Below are 20,556 nucleotides of genomic sequence, written 5' to 3'. Positions count from 1 at the left end.
TTATTGGCTGGCGAATTATTGCATTATGGACTCTACTTGGACGACGGGAACGTAGATGATCTGGGCGGCAGGCTCGGGGGTGATGATAGTTTCATCAGGTGTACTTGTGAATTGGTCTTCGCCATCATGTGTAGATGGTGCTTCCGTGTATAGCTCCTTGTAGCCTGTGAAGCGCCCGGTGATCGTTGCCTCTCCTTCGTAGAAGGTGAAGTCGCCTTGGAGCAACAAATATTTGTTCTCGCCGAAGGCGAGTGTTTCGCCGGTTCCTGGAGAAGTGATGGTGCTGGTGAAGCGGACAAGTGTGCCCGGGTATTGGCTAACAGTGTCTGCATCAATATCCACGTAGCTTTGCTTGACGCCGGTAAATTCAAAGTTATCGCCGTAACGGACAAATATGGCCGTTTCGCCCTCGCCTTGACCATGCGGATTAACGACATGCAGCGTATCAGGCGCCTGAATGCTCAGGTCGTCCGCATCAATCCAAAACATCGGCTTAATGCGATCCTCCAGCACCTCGAAGGCAGCGTACAGTGTTTTTCGTGTAGCCGATTCGGTCTCGACGACTACAACGGGGGTGCTCGAGGTACTTAAAGTGGGATCAATGCGCATGCTGCGGATTGGTTCCAGTGAGGTCAACTCGCGATTGGACAAGGTTTGTACGCTTCCCTCACTATTCATGCGGGCAAAAAACAACTGGTTGCTCGCATCGGTTGCAGCTACGTAGACGTTCGAGCCGAACTGGTTCACGCCCCCTGCGACATGCTTATAGCCTTCACTATCGTTAGGGACAGGAAGAAGCCTAACAGGTTCGGCAGCTGTCCAGGCTAGCTCGGTGGCTTGGATGTCAGCCTTCGTATCCTGATAATTGCCGATCGCCTTATAGAGGTCGATGGCTTCTTGGTAGTTCCCACTTTTCGCGTGTTTTTGGGCAGTGCGGAGTAGCCTGGCGATTCCGTCTTTGGCATAGGTCAGCACCTTGGATCGCGGGCTCGCAGAGCTTGCGAACGTTTCGAATTGACGCGAGTGCAAAGCGAAGGCGGCGTAATCCTCGTTATCCCAGTCTTTCTTGAGCAGGGACTCCATTAAATCGTTCGTTTTGATGGTGATCCAGGGGGCATCATGATTATGTTTTTTGTATTCGTCCAGCATGGTAGAAGCGTTTTGCAGCATAGCCTCGACATATCCGCTGGCCATGATCCGCTCCAGCTTGGCTTCATCATACTGCTTGAACGCCGCATTCAGCTCATCGAGCCATTCTTGCTCTGTTCCGAAAAAATGGGCAGGGATGCGCAAGAGCTTCCATTTAAATGATTCATTTTCATAGCTACCATCATCCAAGTTGTGCTTAGGCTGTTCCAGCAGGGTTCTTCGGAAGTTTTGGAAATAATCCGTAAAGCTCTGCGAAATGCCGTACTGCTCAGATAACTGCCGGTAGTACTCGCTATATCGCCCTTCGGGAGCCATATAGCTGCTGCGCACCTCTTGAAGGTCGGCATATGCGCTCATCAGGCGCTCAAAATTGTTTTCGTGGGCAGCCTCGGACGCTTGATCAGCAATATTGGACAGGCTTTCTTTTATAGTGGTAATCGGAGCTAGTTCATCTAATCGCGAGGCAATGAGCTCCTCCTTATACTGAATGGTCTTGTTGTTAAGTGCTTTCTGATAAAAAGTCTCTGCATCGATCAGATTTTTTTCTTCATACAATGCTTCTGCATTTTTAATTGCGTGAAGTTTCTGAGAAATTCCTAAACCTTTATAAATAAGCAGAGGAACCATCAATAAACATAGTAAAATGAGTAGATGATGCAGGGTTAACCATTTTTTAAACATCATGTATAGTAGACCTCGGCTTTAATTGTTGAAAATCGGCATCCCATTGGTATTTCTCTTCATAAATTCGTGAAGTCTCTGCCTGCAGTGCGCCCCAGTTGGAATCAGGATTCTCCATCACGATCCGATACAGCCGGAGGAAGCGATCCTTGGGCAGCTTACGGGCGTAACGGGCGATGAATGAGGCATAGGCCAGTACGTAACGCTTCATTCTTACCGCTGCTCCGGCAACTCCAACGAGAATGTCTTCTCCGTCTTTCATCGCCCTTATCTGCTGCTCATGCTTTATAACATATTTGAAGGTGCGGTCTTTAATGAGTTCGCGCTTGATCTTAGTAAGCTCACCGATGTAAGCAGCCAGCTCGGGATCGAAGCTCTCCAGCAGCAGCGGCTCCAGCTCCAGCTCCATATCCTTGCGCAGCATGATCGACTGCAGCAGGAAAATTTGCAGCTTGCGGATATGATCGCTGCGAATTAGGACAGCGATTTCCCGCATCAATTCATAGGAGCGGGCTTCATTGTCTTGCGCGGCAGCGATTTCGAGATTGCGCACAAGGCCTTGTGCGATGCGTTCCCGGTCGCGGACAAACATTTTGCCTAGCTCGATGGATGTCCGGCTTGTGTGCGCTTTGCGTTGTGCGGCATAGAGCACGGCTATGAGGACGATGCCGCACAACGCCGAAATTGCCATATGCTGAAAAGTTGGGCTGAACAGGATGGCGATCAGCGTAAGCAGCAGGGAGAGCAGCAAATCATTGATCAGGGAGCGCTTTGCTGCGCGGCTGGCCAGCTCCTCGACCGGACGAAGCCCGGGCTTGGGCTTGCGGCAGATCGTACAATTATCCTCTGTGAGTGCGGTATAACTCTGGCAATTTTTACAGCACCTTAACTTTTCATAGGCATAATTCGTTTTTATGGGAGGGCGCAGTGTCATTCTTATTTTCTTATTCATGGCTCTCTCTCTTCATGGTTAATTAGCTGCAGTAATCGTGTGTCAAGCTCCTGGGGAGCGATGATATGGTTTCTGCGCGTGTAATATAGAATGGACTTCGTGATAACGAAGAGAAACAAAAGGGCCAGGCATCCGTATGTAACCATATGCAGCTTCCTTTCGTAATTGAATTATGAAGGTATTAATTATATCATATGGACAACGCTAGACTTGGTAGAAATTGACGAAACTTAGGGGCGAATCTTTTCAACCTCTTAACCTTTTTTTAAGGAATATTGATTACAATGATTAAAGCTCTAGTACAATTATACTATCCGAAACCAAAATAAAGGAGCACGATTATGCAGAAGCGTTACAAGCAATCTTTAAGTATATTAACGGCTTTCATGGTCTTTTGGTTACTCGTTTCTACGCTAGGCTCCGAGATTTACGGGGCTGCGCCTGCCGCGCAGGGGAGTCAGCCAGGCTCGCGCATTGATGCGGTACTCGTTGTCGACGTGAGTAATTCCATGAAGACGAGCGATGCGAATAAAGTCGGCAATGAAGCGATGAAGATGTTCATCGATATGCTGTCCGCTCAAGGCGATAAGGTGGGAATTATTGCTTTCACCGACAAAGTACAGCGGGAGAAGGCGCTGCTTGAAATCAAAACGCCTGAGGATAAGCAGGATTTGAAGGATTTCATTGACGGTTTGGATCGGGGACCGTACACCGATATCGCGGTGGGTGTTAAAGAAGCGGTCAAGGTGCTGCAAAAAAGTGCTGACCCCAATCACGAGCCGATGATCGTTCTGCTTGCAGACGGCAATAATGATTTCAACAAAAGCTCTGGACGGACGCAAAGCGCATCGGATCAGGAGCTGAGCAAGGCGGTTGAAGAGGCGAAGGATGCGGGCATTCCCATTTACACGATCGGACTGAACGCTGATGGCAAGCTGAACAAGGCGCCGCTGGAAGAACTCGCGAACCAGACGGGGGCGAAGGCTTTCTCGACTAGCTCAGCGGATGATCTTCCACGTATACTTAGTGAAATTTTTGCCAGCCATCTGAAGCTGAAAATCGTGCCCATCCAGACCATGACGGGGACGGGCAGCTTCCAGGAAGTTACGGTCAATGTACCTAACGCGAATGTGATTGAAGCGAATATCTCAATCATGTCAGCAAAGCCAGTCGAGACAGAGCTGGTGAACCCTGCCGGGGACAAAGTAGCGGTTCCGTCGGACGAAGTGCTGTTGTCGAAGTCGAAGAGCTATTCCCTCATAAAGCTGCTGAATCCGGCCGAGGGCGATTGGAAGCTGCGGGTCAAGGGAGCCTCCAAGGATAAAATTGACATTAATCTCGTCTTCAACTACGACCTGGAGCTAGAGATGGAGCCGATTACCGCGGGAAGCTATAAGCCTGGTGACAAGGTACAGATCGGGGCGTATCTGACGAGCAACGGCCAGAAGCTGCAAACGGCCGAACTATATAAGAATATGAACGCTGTACTGCTCGCGAAGGATATGGACAGCGGTCAGACAGAGGAAATCAAGCTGAACAACACGGGCGATAAATTCGAGGGAACATTCGAAATTCCCGAAGCCCATGATTACGAGCTGAAGGTGCGCGCTGAGGAGCGCAGCTTCTATCGGGAGTCCGAGCCGCTGACAATCAGTGCTAAAGCAGCTTCCGGAGGAGCAGCTGCGACGAAGCCGACAACGCCGGCTGTCGATGAAGAGAAGAAGCCGTTTCCCTGGCTTACCGTTGTCATCTCGGCCATAGCCGCAGCTGTTCTCGCGGCAGCCGCTTACTTCATTGCGGCGGCAGTAAAAAAGGCGAACCGCCGCTTCGTTGGGCAAATCGTCATCGAAATCCGCGATGAGAATACGCATGAGAAGTCGTTCCCGCAGTACAAGAAGCTGAACGCCTTCAAGGGTAAATTCAATCTGCATCAGCTGCTGCAGCTTGCCCCGGAGCTAAAGGAGACCGAGAAGGTCGTCTTTACCCCGGCGAAAGCAGATCGGATTCTACTGCGCAACGGTTCGGCAGCTCCGGTCGAGAAGTCCGGACGGGTTGTAGATGCCAGCGCGGGATTGGAGCTGAAGAGCGGAGATAGAATTACGCTGCCGCTGCAGCATATCGATAAGACGATTTTCATAGAGTACCTGGTATAAATTTGAGGGGGAAGCGTATATGAAACCGATAGTCAGAGAGCATATTCAGCAACTGGACGTGTCACTAGGTGGAGGCATCGTCAGCGACAAAATCCGCGTCGATACGATCGACAATCCGATTCTCATCATTGGACTTGGCGGCACGGGGATCGATGCTTTGCTTCGTTTGAAATATCAGATTAACCGCCGCTTTAAGCTGCCGGAGGATCCGTTGTCCAAGAAGAAGCGCGACAAACCCGACAATGTGGAGTTTCTGGCGTTTGAGACGAACGAACAGGATCGCACAAAGCGTTACAAAGGAATCGGACTCGACCCGATCAATGAATTTGTTCTGCTGTCCAATCCGGAAATCGGGGGGCTCTTGCAGAACCGCAGTATTTTGGAGCCGTACATTACGGATTGGCTCTCCCCGGAGCTCAGCATTACGGATGGCATGAACGGGGCGGCGGGTGTACGGCAGGCGGGACGGCTGCTGCTATTCACGAAGATCAATCAAGTCGTGCAGGCGATTGACAAGAAAATCAAAACGCTATCCGTAGGCACGAACAAGAAGCTGATGGTGTTCTTATTGACTGGTCTGTCAGGCGGGACGGGAAGCGGCTGCTTCCTCGACATCGCTTATATCGTGCGCGGCATCATCGAGCGCGATCATGGCTCGGCAGGGATCGACCGGGTGAATACGCTTGGTTATTTGTTCACGCCGGACATCAATCTGTCCAACAAGAGTCTGAGCGAGCATACGCGCGAGTACATCAAGAAGAACGGCTATGCGGCGCTGAAAGAGCTCGACTATTGGATGAACGTGGACAGCCGCGGAGAGCGGTTCAAACAGCAGTACGGCAACATTCTGACCGTCAATTCTCCATTGCCGCCGTTTAATTTATGCCATCTTATTTCGGCAACGAATACTGAGGGCAAGCTGTTGGAGAACGCCTATGACTACTGCATGAACGTGACCGCAGAGAACATTACGAACTTCATGGCAAGCGAGGAGAAGCAGTCCGGCGAGGAATTCGCAATCCACGACTATATCAGCAATATTCGCACAAATATTGCGCAAATGAACAAGGTGTACCCGGCGAACTATGAATACAACATTATTGGGGCATCCTCCGCGGTGCTGCCGATTGAGGAAATGACCACGTATTTGGCGTATCGTCTGTTCGGTAAAATGGAGAAAATGTTTCAGCAGGGGCCGAGCCAGGAAGACGTTGAGAAATTTGCCCGCAAGCTGGGGATCGATCTTGAGAGTATGATTAAGACGTTCGAGTCCCGCGTTCCTGAGCCGCTGCCCGGCTACGAGAACAGCGAGCGGTTAAGCTACGCGAATGTAGTCAAATCCCAGGTCGTGAACATGGATACGGAGCTGGAACAGACGTTCCTGGCTCGGGCAAGGGAAGAGTACATCAAAGCGAAGAAGCAGCTGCCCGGCGAGGTGCTGGAGCAGTTCAGCGACCAGATCCGCCGTCTGTTCCTGCATCCGGAGCAGGGACCGTTCTATGTGTCACGCCTGATTTATACGGAAAAAGGCTTTTGTCTGCTGAAGATGCTTCTCTCCTATATTGAGACGCTGCGCGAGAACCTGCTCCGCATTCCACGCGACATTGAGGCGGCGCAGGATCAAGCGCACGAGAAGCTGGGCGATGCGAAGAGTGCATTCGTGTCCAAGGAGAAGAAGAAGAACGCTTATATTGAAGCAAAGATCCATGAATATTGGCTGCATGCCGACGTTGAGCGCACAGAGCAAATGATTGAATTCTACGAGGATTTATACCAGCTGCTGAATCAGGAGAACAACCGGATTTACAGCGTCTTTACGGAAATCCTGAATGCGCTGAGCTCGATTTTCTCCAAGAACGGGGACATTCTAACGAGCGGCGAGGAGCAGGTCGACCATAAAGGCAACAAGACGTACTATTGGAATATCGTCAGCGTACCGGATATTTCCAAGGTCGTTAGCGGTATTATGGATCAGAAGGACGTTGACGACCTAATCCGCGACTTCTCCCTGGAGCTGCTGAACAATTCGAACCAGTGGGTGAAGGAGCAGGAGATCGATATCGTTAGCTCTATCTCTGACTTCCTGACCGAGAAATTTGGCGATCTGATTACGAAGTCGATGGAGGATTTCCTGGTCATCAAATACGGGCAGGATGAGTCGATCGAGAAGTTCGTCGAGCGCTTCATTGCCAGCAAGCTGGATGAGGAAGCCGTCCCGGTCTTCCATCTGTCCAACAGTACAGGCAACTTGCATTTCCCTTCCTGGGGCTTCGTATCGGTCCCGGTGCAGGCGCCAAGCATTCTCAAGGGGATTCGCAATTACCAGAACAATGCGGTCGGCAAATCTCATTTCACAGTTAAGGAAAGCGAAGTGAAGAACCGGATTTTCTGGCTGAATACGCGCAATGGTGTGCCATTGTTCGTCTATACGCCGCTGAAGGTATATGAAGAGAGCTACGAGCGGACGATTCTCGATAAGGAAGGGATTGGGCGTCATCTGGTTCAGACGGACAAGAACAACTGGACGTATCTGCCATCGCCGATTCCAGAGAAATCGTGGGGCGACACGTACACCAACTCTCGGGTGCAGAGCTACAATGCCCGCGTGCGTGAGGAGTTTGCCAAAGCGCTCGAGCTGAAGGTGATTGTGGAAAAAGACGTCGACCACAATACGAGCAACCGCTATTCGGTCGTATTTACGAAGTCGTTTGATTTGAAGAGCAAGCTGGACGCTTATGATATGCGCCTCGAGGCGCCGAAGCCGAACTTGGGCGAAGTGAAGCGTGCGGTGGTCGAGCTTAGACGTCTGTTGGCTGAAGGGCTGCCGCAGGAAGGCGATAAGGATATCTTCGGCAGCATTAACGAGGAACTGGCTAAAGAGAACCTGATTCGTTCTCCGGAGCTGATTGCCCGCGTGCGCCAGGAGATTGCCAAGTATGATGAGATTGCAGCTATGGCGGCTAAGCTGGATGCCGTGCTGGAGCAGCATCAGGATGAAGAAAAGTGGCTAGAGCAGTTCATTGAGGCGCTCTATACCGAAACGATTACGAAAAAAGGCGCGCTCTACGTCTATGACCGCGATCCTGAGGAAGAGGCATGGGAGCCGTTCGCCAATCTGATGAAGAGCCGTAATTATGTAGAATACGAGGTATTTACGCATTTCCGCGGCTTGGATGAGAAGAACCGCAGCGTGCTGATGCGCAAAGCAGCGCGTCGTGATGCAGAGCTGACAGCGACGGAGGATATCCAGCCGCTGCTGCAAACGCTGGATGAGCTGGCCGAACGATTCCAGGAGGGGCGGGACTCGCTGGAATATGAGAAGGTAGAGCTGGCGAACGGGGAAGAGATGTACCAGTTCTATAAGCAGGTCGCCACAAAGCTGAATGATATTCGCAGAAGGTTGAAATAATGGTCAGACAAAAGCTGGAGCAATTCGCTGCTGCCTATGACCTGGCGGAGGAGCGCAGCACGGGTCTGGGCGACGATCAGAGCAGCATTCATTATCCCGCGGTGTTTTTGTTTATCGGAGACAAGTGCAAAGAGGCCATAGAGCCGATCATGCTAATGAATGAGAAGAAATGGGAGAACAGCGAGGGCCTGATATATATTCATGCTGGAGCGCAGAGTGAATCTGCTGCCAATTTCGCTGTTAGTAGCGGTCAAGATGGTCCTATCGGGCAGCGAGGCCAGGAGGGGCAGCAGACTCAGGGATGGGAGCCGCCCGCCCCGGAGCCGGCAGCACCTTTTGAGCAGCCGACGGCATATGGCACGGCGGGAATGCAAGGGCGGAGCGTATTCAGCCAGTCCGGCGCTCCCCACTCGCCCCGTCTCCTGCACTACCGTATCCCGGTTACGTTGCAGGAGGGCTCGGCTGCGCCTGCCGCGCGCCGTGACATCTATCGGCAGTTCTACGAGGAAGCCGAGGGCTTGCCGGCGTTGAACCGGGTTTTGCGGCAGGCGAGCGGTGCTCTAGCCGAGTATGGGAGGCTGTACCCGTCCTTTGACCGGGTCCGCCTCTCGATCATTACGCGGGTCGATGACCCGCTAAATGTGTTTGTACCGGAAATTTCGCTCCTCGCGGAAGCGATTTTCCGGCAATCGTTCAAGGCGGTACAAATGGACCTGTACGCCCTGATCAGCGAACGCGAGGGAGCGGAGGCATTCGGCTACAGCAGCTCGCTGGGCGTGGCTTTTCTCCGTGAACTGGAGCTGATGCAGCAGCTGGATTACGAGTTTAGCGCCCCGCTTCACGTGACGGAGGATGGCATCTCGATCCCGGTTACTCACTCGCCCTCCCCGTTGTTTGATCTCGTTTACGTGCTGTCTGATCGGGACGAGCGGGGGATCGCTTCGTTAAACGGTATGCAGAGTTGCTATGAAATTATTTCGCATATCAGTCTTCTTAAGAACAGACAGCAGAAGGAGCAGGCCTGGGGCGCTAATAACCCGGCTTATAATAACACTTCATTTAAGAACAATATTATGACGGAGTCCGGGCGCCAGGGCTTTGTCTCGGCCGGACTATCCAAGGTGAAGCGTCCGAACCAATCGATTGCCCTTGCGGTGATTTATCACTTCTATCACGGTCTGCTGAAGCGGATGAAGCAGGAGCCGCCGCTGAGCGGGGCCGAAAAGCTGAGCTTTTTCGGATTAGATGCAGCCGCGTTGGAGCGGGCTGTCGAGGGCATGCTGCCTTCAGCAGAGGGCCTTAGTGAAATGCACGGTCTGATGACGAACGATGTGAGCTATTCAGCTATACGGAAGCTGTCTCTCCGGGAAGCGGAGGAGACACTGTTCGGCGGAGGCGGAGAGGCGTTCTTCCGCAGCAATTTCGAGGAGGAGGCGGCGCGGCACTTGAAGGAATTGGGTGCAGCGGACTGGCTGGATAAGGCAGTAACTCGTTCGCTCGAACAGCGGCCGGATGTCCAGCTCTATGCTCTGGCCGCCTGGACGGGCGAGGAGGACGGCGGCGTAGCCGTTCAATTGCGCAATAGCCGCCGTGAGACGGAGCTGCTGCTGGCCTCGGCCAAGGCCGAATTGGAGCAGTTCCGCCAAGGCCGGGTGGAGGAGCAATCCTTTCCACGCGTCCCGCTGATGGATCGGCATAATTTGCGCAGTCTGATTCGGTATTTATTCGATAACGTTTATTCCCGGAGACGGGATATTCTGAAGCTGGAGCTGAAGTTAAAGCTCGTTACGAAGCTCGAGGATGCCCTGCAGATGCTGCATGGTCGATATCAAGGTGAAATCATGCAGCTGGAAGCGCTGGAGCGGGAACTGCGCGAAACAGCGCTTAGCAGCATCAAGACGGCAGACGACTATATCGGCCAGAACATCATGGAGTACTACGAGCGGGTAACCGCCGAATTGATGGAGCAGTGGGAGACGAAAAGGGGACGCCATGCGTTCTTTGCAGAGGGTGCCCTTGGCGACTCGCGCCGATTGATGGAGAACGGCCCGGAAGGGCTGACGGATCGGCTGATCGAGGTCTGCAAGCAGACGATATTGGCTTCGCCGCTGTTTAAGCGTACCTTTGAGGAAGAGCTGCTGCAGCGCGCCAATGTGACGGTCGAGTATGGCAATAAGACGGTTCTGACTAAGGAGGAGCTGTTCAAGAAGCTGTACCGTATTCTGGAGGACAACGCCGCGATTCAGGTTCGTTTGTACGATTACACGCAGGAGCATCGCTATGAGGAAAAGTACGTGTTCGGCGACTATACGAGCGAGCTGGTACGGCATATTTTCCAGGCTGACGAGACATCGCGGATTTACAAGCTGGGCTGCGTGCATGAACAGCGAAGCAGTGGTCTGGAGAAGCTGAATCTGATGGGCGGCTTCCACCTCGAAGACTTGATGTATTACTTGAACGGAAAAGTTTACTATGAAACTTATTCGCAGAACGGTTATGAATTTCACGGAATAGATCGGGCTCTGTTGCCCAAGCTGCGTTAATCGCCTGCGTAGACTTGCTGCGCCCGCGGGTTGAGAATGTTCAGCCGGGGGGGGCGGCACGCAAGGAGAATATTTGTGGGAAGGAAGTAAGTATATGCAGCGTAAAATAAACTGGCTGTTAGTGCTATTCAGCCTGATCGGCGGGGCTGTCGGTTTCGTGATCGGCGAGGTGCTGCTAGGGCAGCTGTTCGGGCGGATGCCTGGAATTTTGTTGATCGGGCTTTATTTTGGCATACTTGCCCTTTCGATCGGCCTGTTCTGCTTGATTGCGGAAGTCATCTCTCCCCGGCTGAACGGGTTATCCTGGAGACAAAGGTACATGGGCACTTCCTGGAAGCTGCTTGTACCGGCTACACTGGTGATGCTCCTTCTGGCGGGAACAGCATTCGAATTTATCTATGAGCTGAATGTCGGCCGGGCGAAGACCGTGAAGGATATTGTGCTCATTATCGATAACTCAGGAAGTATGATGGAGACGGATCCGGATGATTTGCGTTATGAAGCGGCTAAGTCGTTCGTGGATCAGATGGACAGCAGCAAGCAGGTGGCCGTCATTGTGTTCAATGACCAACCTGAACTGATTCAGCCCTTTGTTCGTGTTCGTGATCAAGGGGTGAAGAACGAAGTACACGCTGCGATTGATGCGCTAGAGGCGACGAATTTCGGCACGGATATTGCGCTGGCGCTGGAATTGGGGATGGAGCAGATTAAAGGATTGGACAGTGCGAGAGGAGCTATGGCGATTCTGCTGTCCGACGGCTTCAGCGATGTCAATACGGCTGAAGTGCTAGCGGATTATCGCGGGCGAGGAGTCGTTGTGAATACGGTTGGCCTTGGGCTTGGTCGATATGGCAATTCCGAGGGGGCTTCCCTGCTTAAGGATATCGCCAGTCAAACGGGAGGCCGCTATTACGACGAGGCGGATGCCGCGAATCTGTCCGTGGTCTTCCGGCATATCTATGATAATTTGGATGAACGTACGCTTGTCACGGAACGCACCGGGCTTATGGAGCACAGCGTTTATTATACGATTTTGAGGATCGTGCTTGTCCTCGTGCTTGGGGCGCTGCTGGGCTTGTCGCTCGGTCTTATGTTTGATAACCGTTTTTTGGCCAGAAGCTTCACGATCGGCGGAGCCGTATCTGGCCTGCTTGCCGGTCTGCTGCTGGAGTACGGTTTGGACGGATCGCCTGTGGGCGACGCGATGATCCGACTGCTTGCCTGTCTGATTCTAGCAGCGGTCATGACGATGTTCTCGGTTATCGTGCCGATGCGAGAGAACGAAGTGAGAACCGGAATTCGCCGCAGAGGCGCTTCGGTTCCCAATGCAGCAGCAGGGTATACAGAGCCTGCCAGGGATCGGCGCAGCAGAGGATTTTAAGGCATAAGGGGGCATAGCAATGCGTTTTATCGAAGCAGAGGACGGCTTGCCGCTCATCACAGGACTGAGCTATAAGCTGGATGAGGATCATTGTCTGCTCCGTTGGCAGTGGCCTGATGGCATACAGGCGGTCTATATCGACGAAAGGTCGGCTGATCGAGGATCGTACGGGGGGCAGGACGAGATTACCTCCTCCACCGAGGGGCTGAAGCTATATACCCGTGAGGAGTATAAAGCCGCGGGCGGTTATCGCGACCGAATCGACAAGGTCGGTCTCGTGCTGTATACCGTTTACGCCTGCATTATAGAGAACGGGGAGAAGCTGCTCATTCGGCAGCCGGGAGCGGAGAATATGGTGGAGATCAGTACAGGAAGGGCGAAAATTCGTTACTCGATCCGCCAGAAGAGCAGTTTGCTGCGTAAATATAAGACGGTGCAAATATCGGTGCTGGCTGAGGTAGAGGTTCCTAAGGATGCGTTATGCTATGTGAAAAAACAGGACAGTTATCCGGCCAGTATCGAAGATGGAACAGTGTACCCTTTTCTCCGGGACTTTCCGGCGGGTAGAAGCACATTGCCCGTGATCGAGGTCGGCAAGAACGATTATGTGCGGCTGTTCTTTACGGATGGTCGCAAATATGGCCGATTCTATGAGTTGATCCCGGAATAGATACACTGTAAGCGAGGAGGAATGAACGATGGGCTTGTTTGATTTGTTCAAGAGGAAACCGCAGGCCGAGCCGCGGCCGTTATTTTATGATATTGTCTGCCCTTATTGCTTTAGTAAGTTCACGCCGGGTGAGGTTGTTTTTCGCGCGACCCATTATCGTGAGGATGATGAAGATTATGCGCTCGGTGAGGATGAAGTGTTAAATAGATACCGCGAACGGTTTGGACTGGATGTCGTCTATGACATGGAAGCGGTGCTGCGTCCCCATGATGTTCCGCCAGAGCATTTGATCTATTCCGATCATGTCCTGATTGGGCTAAATGACCGCTATGGCGAGGTGACCCGGCGCAGACTGTGCCCGCATTGCCATAATGAGCTGCCTGTGACGGCGGGAAAAGTGCCGAGCAACATTATATCGATCGTTGGCGCTTCCCAAGTCGGGAAATCCGTGTATATGACCTCATTGATCCATACATTGCAAAATACGACAGCCGATCATTTCGACGCGGCCTGCATGCCGCTGAATGCGGAGATCAGCCGCAAATTCCGCACGATGTACGAGGAGCCGCTGTTTGAGCGCGGTGATCTCTTGGCCTCGACGCAGAAGGAGAAAATGCAAGAGCCGTTTATTTTTCAATTCGTGTTCAAGGATGAGTCCAAGCCGCCACTGACGCTGGTATTCTTCGATGTTGCCGGGGAGGGCATGGTCGATCAGGACTATTTGGGCCTGCAGGGACAGCATATTAAAAATTCCTCCGGGCTGCTGTTCATGGTCGATCCGCTGCAAATCCGTTCGATTCGGGAGAAGATTCGGATCAATGTCGGCGACAAGCCGGGCGATTTGGTGTCGCAGTATGATGAGCCACGGGACGTCGTGCTGACGATGTTTGGAGATTTCATCGCTTATGAGGATCAAGGCAAGACGGATATTCCGACGGCCGTTGTGCTGACCAAGAGCGATATGCTGCATGCTTTGAAGGATGAAGAGGGCGAGTACATCAAGTCAAACAGCAATATTTTTAATAATGCAGTGCATCGCAAATATTTCAATTTGACGGAGTTCGAGAACATCGATGGGGAAATCCGCCGATTTATTGAGAAGGTTGATCGGCCGTTCAAGGGCACCATGGACGTGTATTTTAAGGACACTGGATATTTTGCGGTATCTGCGCTGGGCAGCAATCCAGTTGATCAGAAGCTGCAGGATGTGGTGCAGCCGATTCGTGTGGACGAACCGTTCATTTGGCTGCTATATAAGCTGAATTATATTGAGGGGAGAGAGATGTCTTGAGTATGAAGCGATCATCCCCTGACTTGATTCAGCAGCAGATTTACACCCGGGAGCGCAGCGGGATTTTTCGGGCGACGGAAGGCTTTGATACCGTGGCGGTTTCGGATGGGCTGGATGCGGTTTTTATCAAAAAGCAGCTGCATCCGTTCTGCGGTTATGATGCGCCCGCGGAGCTTGTTGCCCGGGGAGAGAAGAATGATGCCAGCTATCCGCCGGCAATCCATCTGTTCCATACGGAGGGCGGCGATACGGTGCTGGGCCGCAGTGTGTATCAGTCGGCTGATTTTACCGGCCTGCGCAGCGCCTTTCTGACGCATAACTATATCATTCCGGCTGCGCGCCAGGATGAAATCGTCACCCATTATCGCGACTATCTTGAAGCGGCTTTCGCGGAGAAATACGTCCCGGAGATCGGCCGGCAGCTGCCGGAGCTTGAGCACATTCCGCAGAACCCACGTTATGCACAGGAGGGTCTTCCACGCCTGATGGCCGAGAAGCTGCTGCATGAGCTGAAGCTTGACGAGAAGACCTTCAAAAGGTTGCTGTTCGCGGTCATGACTGCTGCCGGCGAAGGGCGGAAGAAGGTCTATGTGGCCCTGGACGTGCCGGAAGAGCAAATTTCGGAAGCGGCTTCGGCGCTGCTTCAGGTGCTGTTTGCCTGCTTGCCGTTTGAGCTGCGCCGCCGCCTCGGCTTCATTACCTATGTGAAGGAGCCGCAGAGCCGCAAGTTTATTCACCTGCAATTTGTGGAGCGTGGCAGTCTACGTCCGAATGATCGGGAGATCGAGAAGGATTATGTGTTCGATCTTGCTAGCGGCCGCGTGCCGCAGGATGAGCTGGATGAAGGAAGACAGCCGTATCTTGACATGGTTTGGAAGGCGATAGGAGATCTGAGTCGGCTGGAGGAATTCCACCGCTTCGCGGATGAAATGCTGACGGGAATGGAGCCGCAAAGGCGCCTGCTGCTATCCAGCTACCATGAGCTGTCTGTGTTTTTTCAGATTGAAGCAGGGAACTGGGACTTATATGAAGTTCATAAAATGACCGTGTTGCGAGGCTTGCTGAGCTATTTGGAGCCTGCAGGCGCACTTGAGTCCAGAATAAGGTTAAATGATATATTCCTTGCGTCCTTTGACCGGGAATTCGATGCCGTGAAGCAGCGGAATGTACCCGATCTGGCTGTTGTGGAGTGCTTCAGGGATTATTACCGCCTAGACAGCAGAAGTTACGGGATCAAGCTGATCAATTATTTGATTTATGCGATTGGTAATGCGCTCGTGGGAGACAAGCCCGAACTGGCTCGCTCGTTGTATGGCCTGGTTGAGAGTCAGCCTGAGCTCAGCAAGACTTTTTTTGACCTCGTCCTAAAAAACAGCGATTTGGAAAGTTCGTTATTCGAGCCCTATATTCTAACAAAACTCGAAGAAGCGCGCGGAGCGCGGGAAGTGCTGAACGTGGTGCATAGCTGGGTCGTCGCTCATCCGGGGGTGCTGCGCAATGCCGCCTTCAAGGAATACGCGGTCTCGGCTCTAGCGGACAAGCTGCGGAAGGAGCAGCCATTGCTACCGGCAGTACACATGGTATTGGACAACCTCCGCAAATGGGGAAGAACTCCGGTGACGGATCGCGGCATGACCTTGGCCGATTCCGAGCTGGCGGAGAACCTATCGCTCACGGCCAAGCGGGTGCTGCTGGATGAGCTGGAGCTGGACAAGCTGACTCGCGAGCAGATCGTCGCGGCCGAATTTTTAGCTAGACCGGATGCTTTTGCCGGCTTGTTGTTTGAGGGCAGGCAGCGCAATCATGTCGATATGCTGCAAGCGTTGTACGAGTGGTTTGCCCAACGTGATGCTTCGGAGAATATCTTCGATGGTTTACCTTCGGCTGACGTGGAACAGATGCAGAAGCTGGGGCGGAAATGGCTGCAATCCTCGATAGAACCGGCCCATTTCGGTAAAATCGTGCTGGCTTTTTACGACTCGAAATCCGGGCAGGTGGATTACAAGGGGCTGCTGGATTACTTACAGAGGAATACCAAGGATCTGGAGACGATCTACGAGTTCATGCTCTGGTCGCAGGGACAGCCGCTGTTTGCTCACGCCCGAGGAATCGTTCCTAGTTACACGGCAGCGCTGCTGAATTATTTCAAAACGCATGACCGGACCGCCTTCAAGAACAGAGATTACCGAACCCGCTATTTCGATAAAGCGGGAGCGCCGTTGGCTGCAGTATTCGCTAAAATACGCCTGGAGCTGTCTTCGCCATTCAAGCGATTTCTGGCACAGAACGGGAAAAAAGTGAGAATGAGCGCAATTATTCTGCTGGCTGGTCTTGTGATCATTGCAGGTATTTTAATCGTCATGCAGCAGCAAGGTATGCTTGGCGGAGCCAAACCGCCGACGGAGGCTGCTTCTCCGCCAGCTGCGGTTACGGAGCCCGAAGTGCTCGTGTATGCTGACAATGTGACCGACGCCGATGGCGAGGAGACGACTTCGCTGGTGCTTCTTTTTGCTGGGGCAGAGAAATGCAAAACGTTTGATCCCGCAGCAATCTCGATCGAAGCACCGGATCAAACTGTTCAGCAGTTTGCGAATTTGAAATTCGACGCGTACTGTGCAGACGGAACCGGAACTGCCGGAGATTCAGTTGGAAATGGGGCGAGCAGTGGGGCTGGCGAGGCGGATTCTAGCAGCGATGGTGATGGAAGCGGAGCAGAGGGAGCCGGAACGAGCGGTTCTGACGGCACTAGTGGCTCTGGTGGTTCGGCAGCAGGCAGCGCTGGCTCGGCGACGAACGGAGGAACTGGCAGCGGTACAACTGCGAGTGGTGCAGCAGGCTCTGGAGAATCGGCGGGAACAACGGACGGCTCTGCTGGGAACACTGGAGGACAAGGGGCACAGGCTCCGCAAAGCGGCCAGGGTAGCTCAACTGATCAAGCTAGTCAAGGTTCTGGAACAAGCGGCCAAGCCGGGGCATCGGCAACGGATGCATCGGGGAACGGCCAGGCAGGTGATCCGAATGCAACACAACCGGAAGAGGCTTCAAACGATGTCTCGGACGGCAAGACTAATGGCGAGACGAAGCTTGTTTATTCTTCCCGAGTTACAGTCTCTCTAGGCCAGAAGGTAAGCGTTCCTGTGGGCAGCGTAATCAAGGTAGGCGACCAGCAATATACGGTCATTACCCGCGAGGAAGCGGAGGCCAAGGCGGGACAGAACAGCCAGATGGAGCCAGCACAGCCGCAGTCTGATGCGGCTCAGCCTTAGTCTGGGTAAATCTGTCTTATAGATGTTGCAAATCAGCCTGACGTAAAGGAATAGAGAATTCGCGAAGCGACTTAGGAATAACGTGTAGAGGACAAATCCAGTGCCTCAAGCCGTTGTCTCTATAACTGAGCAATGGTACACTGTTTTTATCTAAAAGTTAGGGGGACTTGGAGTGCAAAAGCTTGTTTTTTTTGTAGGGGTAGCTGGTACAGGAAAAACTACAGTGGCCCGCAAGATCGCTGACCGGATTCCGGCGGCTTTTCTGGATCGGGATACCGTAGGCGGTAGATTCGTTGAGAAAATTTTGGAGATGAACGGCTTGGACGTGAACGACCGTGACTCCGATTTCTATAAGAAACATCTCCGCGATCTAGAGTACGACACAACCAAGGATATTTGTATCGAGAATCTGGCCGCAGGGCAGAACGTGTTCATGATCTCTCCCTTTACGGCCGAATTAAAGAACAAGCAATGGATCGAAGACGTTATCTCCGCAGCGGGTCTTACGAAAAACGAGGTTGACGTGAAAGTAATCGTCGTCACGTTAAGCGATATGGAAACGCAGAAACAACGCATCATCGATCGTCAAACCGAGCGCGATACCTGGAAGCTGGAGCACTGGGACGATTTCAAGCAACGTGTTCAGTTTGTTCCTGAAGTTAACTGGGATATCCCGAAATCGTCGATCCTCGTATTTGATAACAGTGGCGACTTAACGAAGGACAAAGTTGAGTCTGTGTATGAGTTTGTGAAGGCATCTAACCGTTAAGCAGTTGGATAAAAGCGCCGCCCTTGAGGTGGCGTTTTTTGTTGGGGTGGGGGTGACTAGAACTAGGTAAATAAGGTATGACAAGATTGTATCAGCACCTCTCTAAGGCTGAATCTTTATTATTGATTTTTCATCAGTTCACTAATTAAAACCTTACCCAAACACTGTGAAATTGGAATTTTTGGGTAAGGTTTTAATCTTAACCTCATCATCAGGATTAAGATTAATTTTGGCATAAACTATGCTTTTGAAGCAGTTCTCTCTTTTATTATTTGAAGCAACCAAATATAGTATACAAATATCGTAATCAATACAACCAATTTACTCCAAAAGGGGTAATATGGATTTATAAAAGATAAAATTACAAAATAAATTGCAATAATTGCTGCTAATATCATCAACACATTAATTGAAAGGTTTTTTGTGAAATTAAAGATTGAACTGAAATTAATGTTGTTATTTCGATATTTTATAGAAGTAACACTAAGTAATACAATTATAATATGACAGACTAGATGAATAGTTAGTATCATGAAAGGAAAAAATATAGCATCCAAGGCAAGCGCTGTAGCATTATCGAATTCTATACTTGACTCTAGTTCCATTCTTCTTACATCGAATGTAGATAATCTCATCTGAAATGAAGCGATTGCAGATATAATTGAAAATATAATGGATACGGACAACCAAGTTTTCTTTTTCAAAGAAATTCCCTCCCAGACCTATTTGAATATAATGTAATTATATATTATAAATAACAATTGACTACGGTAATTACCGTAGTCAATTATAAAATTATTTAGTGTCCTGAAAATAAATATTTATGGAATAGGGTACAACTGCACCAGTAGCTTGGCAAAATGCTGCATAGTTATTAACTATTGTTACAAAATCACTATGCGCAGAACTAAAGTTCCAATACTCAAAATTATAAGTATCATTTACCCAAGTGTAGATAGTCCAGGTACTACCAACCTTTTCAGCAGCTATAAGATAGCTCACTTTGTTTAAGGCGAGATATAAATCTTTATCATTAGTTAAGGAAACACTACCGTTTTCACTATAGTATGAAATACTCGACGTAAGTTTCTTTTTGAAACTGTTAATAATATTTTTCATCTCTTTTGAGTTTTGTACGTCTGTAGAGAGTGCATTTCCTACATTGGCCGTTATAGTGGAAGGGTTGTTTTGTAAAGAATGAGTAAGAAGATTTCCTGTATGTTTCCATCCTGCTAATTGAGCAACTCCAGCCCCTCCAAGTAAGCTTGCTCGGCAAGACAATTTAGGATCAATAACATTTGCAGCCATTAGTTGGCCTGAGCTATTGTTACACATTTGTTCATATGCTTGGATTTGATTTATTCTACTGTTCATAATAGAGTCGTAAACAATTGTATCTTCTTGAACTGACGTAATTTTTGACTTTATAAGTTCTACATCTGCTTTATATTTTGCTTCGTTATTTAGTATTGCTTTATTGTCGGCGAAAGCTGAGGTTGCAACGGCAAATGACATCAAAATCGTCATGCTAATTAAGAATAACTTTTTCATTTAATTCACCTCTATTAACATTTAATTAATTAAAGTGGCCACTTTAACATATCTGGTAGTATCTACCAACTCCATATTATCATATAATAAATAAAAGTCTACTACTACCTAGAAAAGGGTGTTAATGTATTTTTCGATAGATTATACTACTAACATTGCATGTATCCGAGAAATCATCATTTAACGGGGTTAAAGCACCGCTTGGATTAAAGTCAAACCAGCCGATCCACAAATTGATGATTCCCTGTACGGTGCACATCGAAGCACTTGATTACAAGGTACAATATGAAACGGTTCGCAAGATGGTTTTTATCAACTCGCCAGAATATGAATTCGATCCGTCTCTAGTTGAACAGGAGAATTTGCAGGCTGCACGTAAAGCAGCCATTGCCTTGCCCATCACTTCCGATTTCAAAGTATTAGGTTTTCCAACAGGAGCTAATCATGCGTATGTTTTTATATCAGGAAGAGCAGACATGTATAAATTTGATGATCAGTACACTACTTCATTTGTGGAAATTAAAGATGGAGAGACGAAGCTTATTGCACAATTTGTATCTGGGCCACGTTCGACTTTTTCACATAAGGCAGGAAACATTGAATTTTATGGAGAGCCTTTGATGCAGCAGTATTAAGGTCCTCCCTTTGGCAACCCGGTATCTTTTGTTGCACTGGGAGATGGAACTTCTATAACGGGCTATTATGAAGGAGAGGAATCTCCTGGCTTTATAACCCCTCTTT

At 50.5% G+C, this 20,556-nt stretch carries 13 protein-coding genes; 9 read left to right on the top strand and 4 right to left on the bottom strand.

The features are described 5' to 3' along the window. Positions 1-15 precede the first annotated feature (15 nt). Entirely contained in the window at positions 16-1,704 is a 1,689-nt protein-coding gene (locus tag EIM92_RS01320; RefSeq protein WP_125081134.1) for a hypothetical protein, read from the bottom strand. 118 nt (positions 1,705-1,822) lie between these two features. Further along, entirely contained in the window at positions 1,823-2,782 is a 960-nt protein-coding gene (locus tag EIM92_RS01315; protein ID WP_246021163.1) for a hypothetical protein, read from the bottom strand. A gap of 341 nt (positions 2,783-3,123) precedes the next feature. On the opposite strand from EIM92_RS01315, the gene EIM92_RS01310 reads away from it, so the two are divergent. The 8 genes from EIM92_RS01310 (at position 3,124) to EIM92_RS01275 (ending at position 18,264) form a co-directional block, all read left to right on the top strand. Beyond that, complete coding sequence (locus EIM92_RS01310; RefSeq protein WP_125081133.1) at positions 3,124-4,935, top strand: vWA domain-containing protein; 1,812 nt, start codon at positions 3,124-3,126, stop codon at positions 4,933-4,935. Positions 4,936-4,954: 19 nt separating this feature from the next. Next, positions 4,955-8,344 (top strand): tubulin-like doman-containing protein, encoded by a 3,390-nt coding sequence (locus EIM92_RS01305; RefSeq protein ID WP_125081132.1) that lies wholly within the window; start codon positions 4,955-4,957, stop codon positions 8,342-8,344. Further along, positions 8,344-10,887 (top strand): transcription initiation factor TFIID, encoded by a 2,544-nt coding sequence (locus EIM92_RS01300; RefSeq protein WP_125081131.1) that lies wholly within the window; start codon positions 8,344-8,346, stop codon positions 10,885-10,887. The genes EIM92_RS01305 and EIM92_RS01300 overlap by 1 nt, the downstream gene beginning before the upstream one ends. A 94-nt stretch (positions 10,888-10,981) precedes the next feature. Further along, positions 10,982-12,268, top strand: a complete 1,287-nt coding sequence (locus EIM92_RS01295) for a vWA domain-containing protein (RefSeq protein ID WP_125081130.1) — start codon at positions 10,982-10,984, stop codon at positions 12,266-12,268. Between the two features lie 19 nt (positions 12,269-12,287). After that, complete coding sequence (locus EIM92_RS01290) at positions 12,288-12,938, top strand: beta-mannanase (protein WP_125081129.1); 651 nt, start codon at positions 12,288-12,290, stop codon at positions 12,936-12,938. Positions 12,939-12,966: 28 nt separating this feature from the next. Then, positions 12,967-14,229: a TRAFAC clade GTPase domain-containing protein gene (locus EIM92_RS01285; RefSeq protein ID WP_125081128.1), complete on the top strand. Its 1,263-nt coding sequence runs from the start codon at positions 12,967-12,969 to the stop codon at positions 14,227-14,229. A 2-nt stretch (positions 14,230-14,231) separates the two neighbouring features. Further along, the gene (locus EIM92_RS01280) at positions 14,232-17,495 is read left to right on the top strand and encodes a GAP1-N2 domain-containing protein (RefSeq protein WP_246021339.1); all 3,264 of its coding nucleotides are present in this window, start codon (positions 14,232-14,234) and stop codon (positions 17,493-17,495) included. Positions 17,496-17,667: 172 nt separating this feature from the next. Then, positions 17,668-18,264: a P-loop nucleotide/nucleoside kinase family protein gene (locus tag EIM92_RS01275; protein ID WP_125081126.1), complete on the top strand. Its 597-nt coding sequence runs from the start codon at positions 17,668-17,670 to the stop codon at positions 18,262-18,264. Between the two features lie 239 nt (positions 18,265-18,503). Here the strand turns inward: EIM92_RS01275 and EIM92_RS01270 are convergent, their stop codons facing one another. Further along, positions 18,504-18,968: a hypothetical protein gene (locus EIM92_RS01270; protein WP_125081125.1), complete on the bottom strand. Its 465-nt coding sequence runs from the start codon at positions 18,966-18,968 to the stop codon at positions 18,504-18,506. Positions 18,969-19,059: 91 nt separating this feature from the next. Then, on the bottom strand, positions 19,060-19,815 hold the full coding sequence (locus EIM92_RS01265) for a hypothetical protein (protein WP_164514993.1): 756 nt from the start codon (positions 19,813-19,815) through the stop codon (positions 19,060-19,062). Between the two features lie 251 nt (positions 19,816-20,066). On the opposite strand from EIM92_RS01265, the gene EIM92_RS01260 reads away from it, so the two are divergent. Then, positions 20,067-20,450, top strand: coding sequence for a hypothetical protein (locus EIM92_RS01260; protein WP_125081123.1), 384 nt, complete (start codon positions 20,067-20,069; stop codon positions 20,448-20,450). The last annotated feature ends 106 nt before the right edge of the window (positions 20,451-20,556 follow it).

It is taken from the genome of Paenibacillus lentus, from assembly GCF_003931855.1.
In the GTDB taxonomy this organism is placed as follows: domain Bacteria; phylum Bacillota; class Bacilli; order Paenibacillales; family Paenibacillaceae; genus Fontibacillus; species Fontibacillus lentus.
The sequence above is the reverse complement of the archived record's forward strand: the minus strand, read 5'-3'. Positions and strand labels throughout refer to the sequence as shown.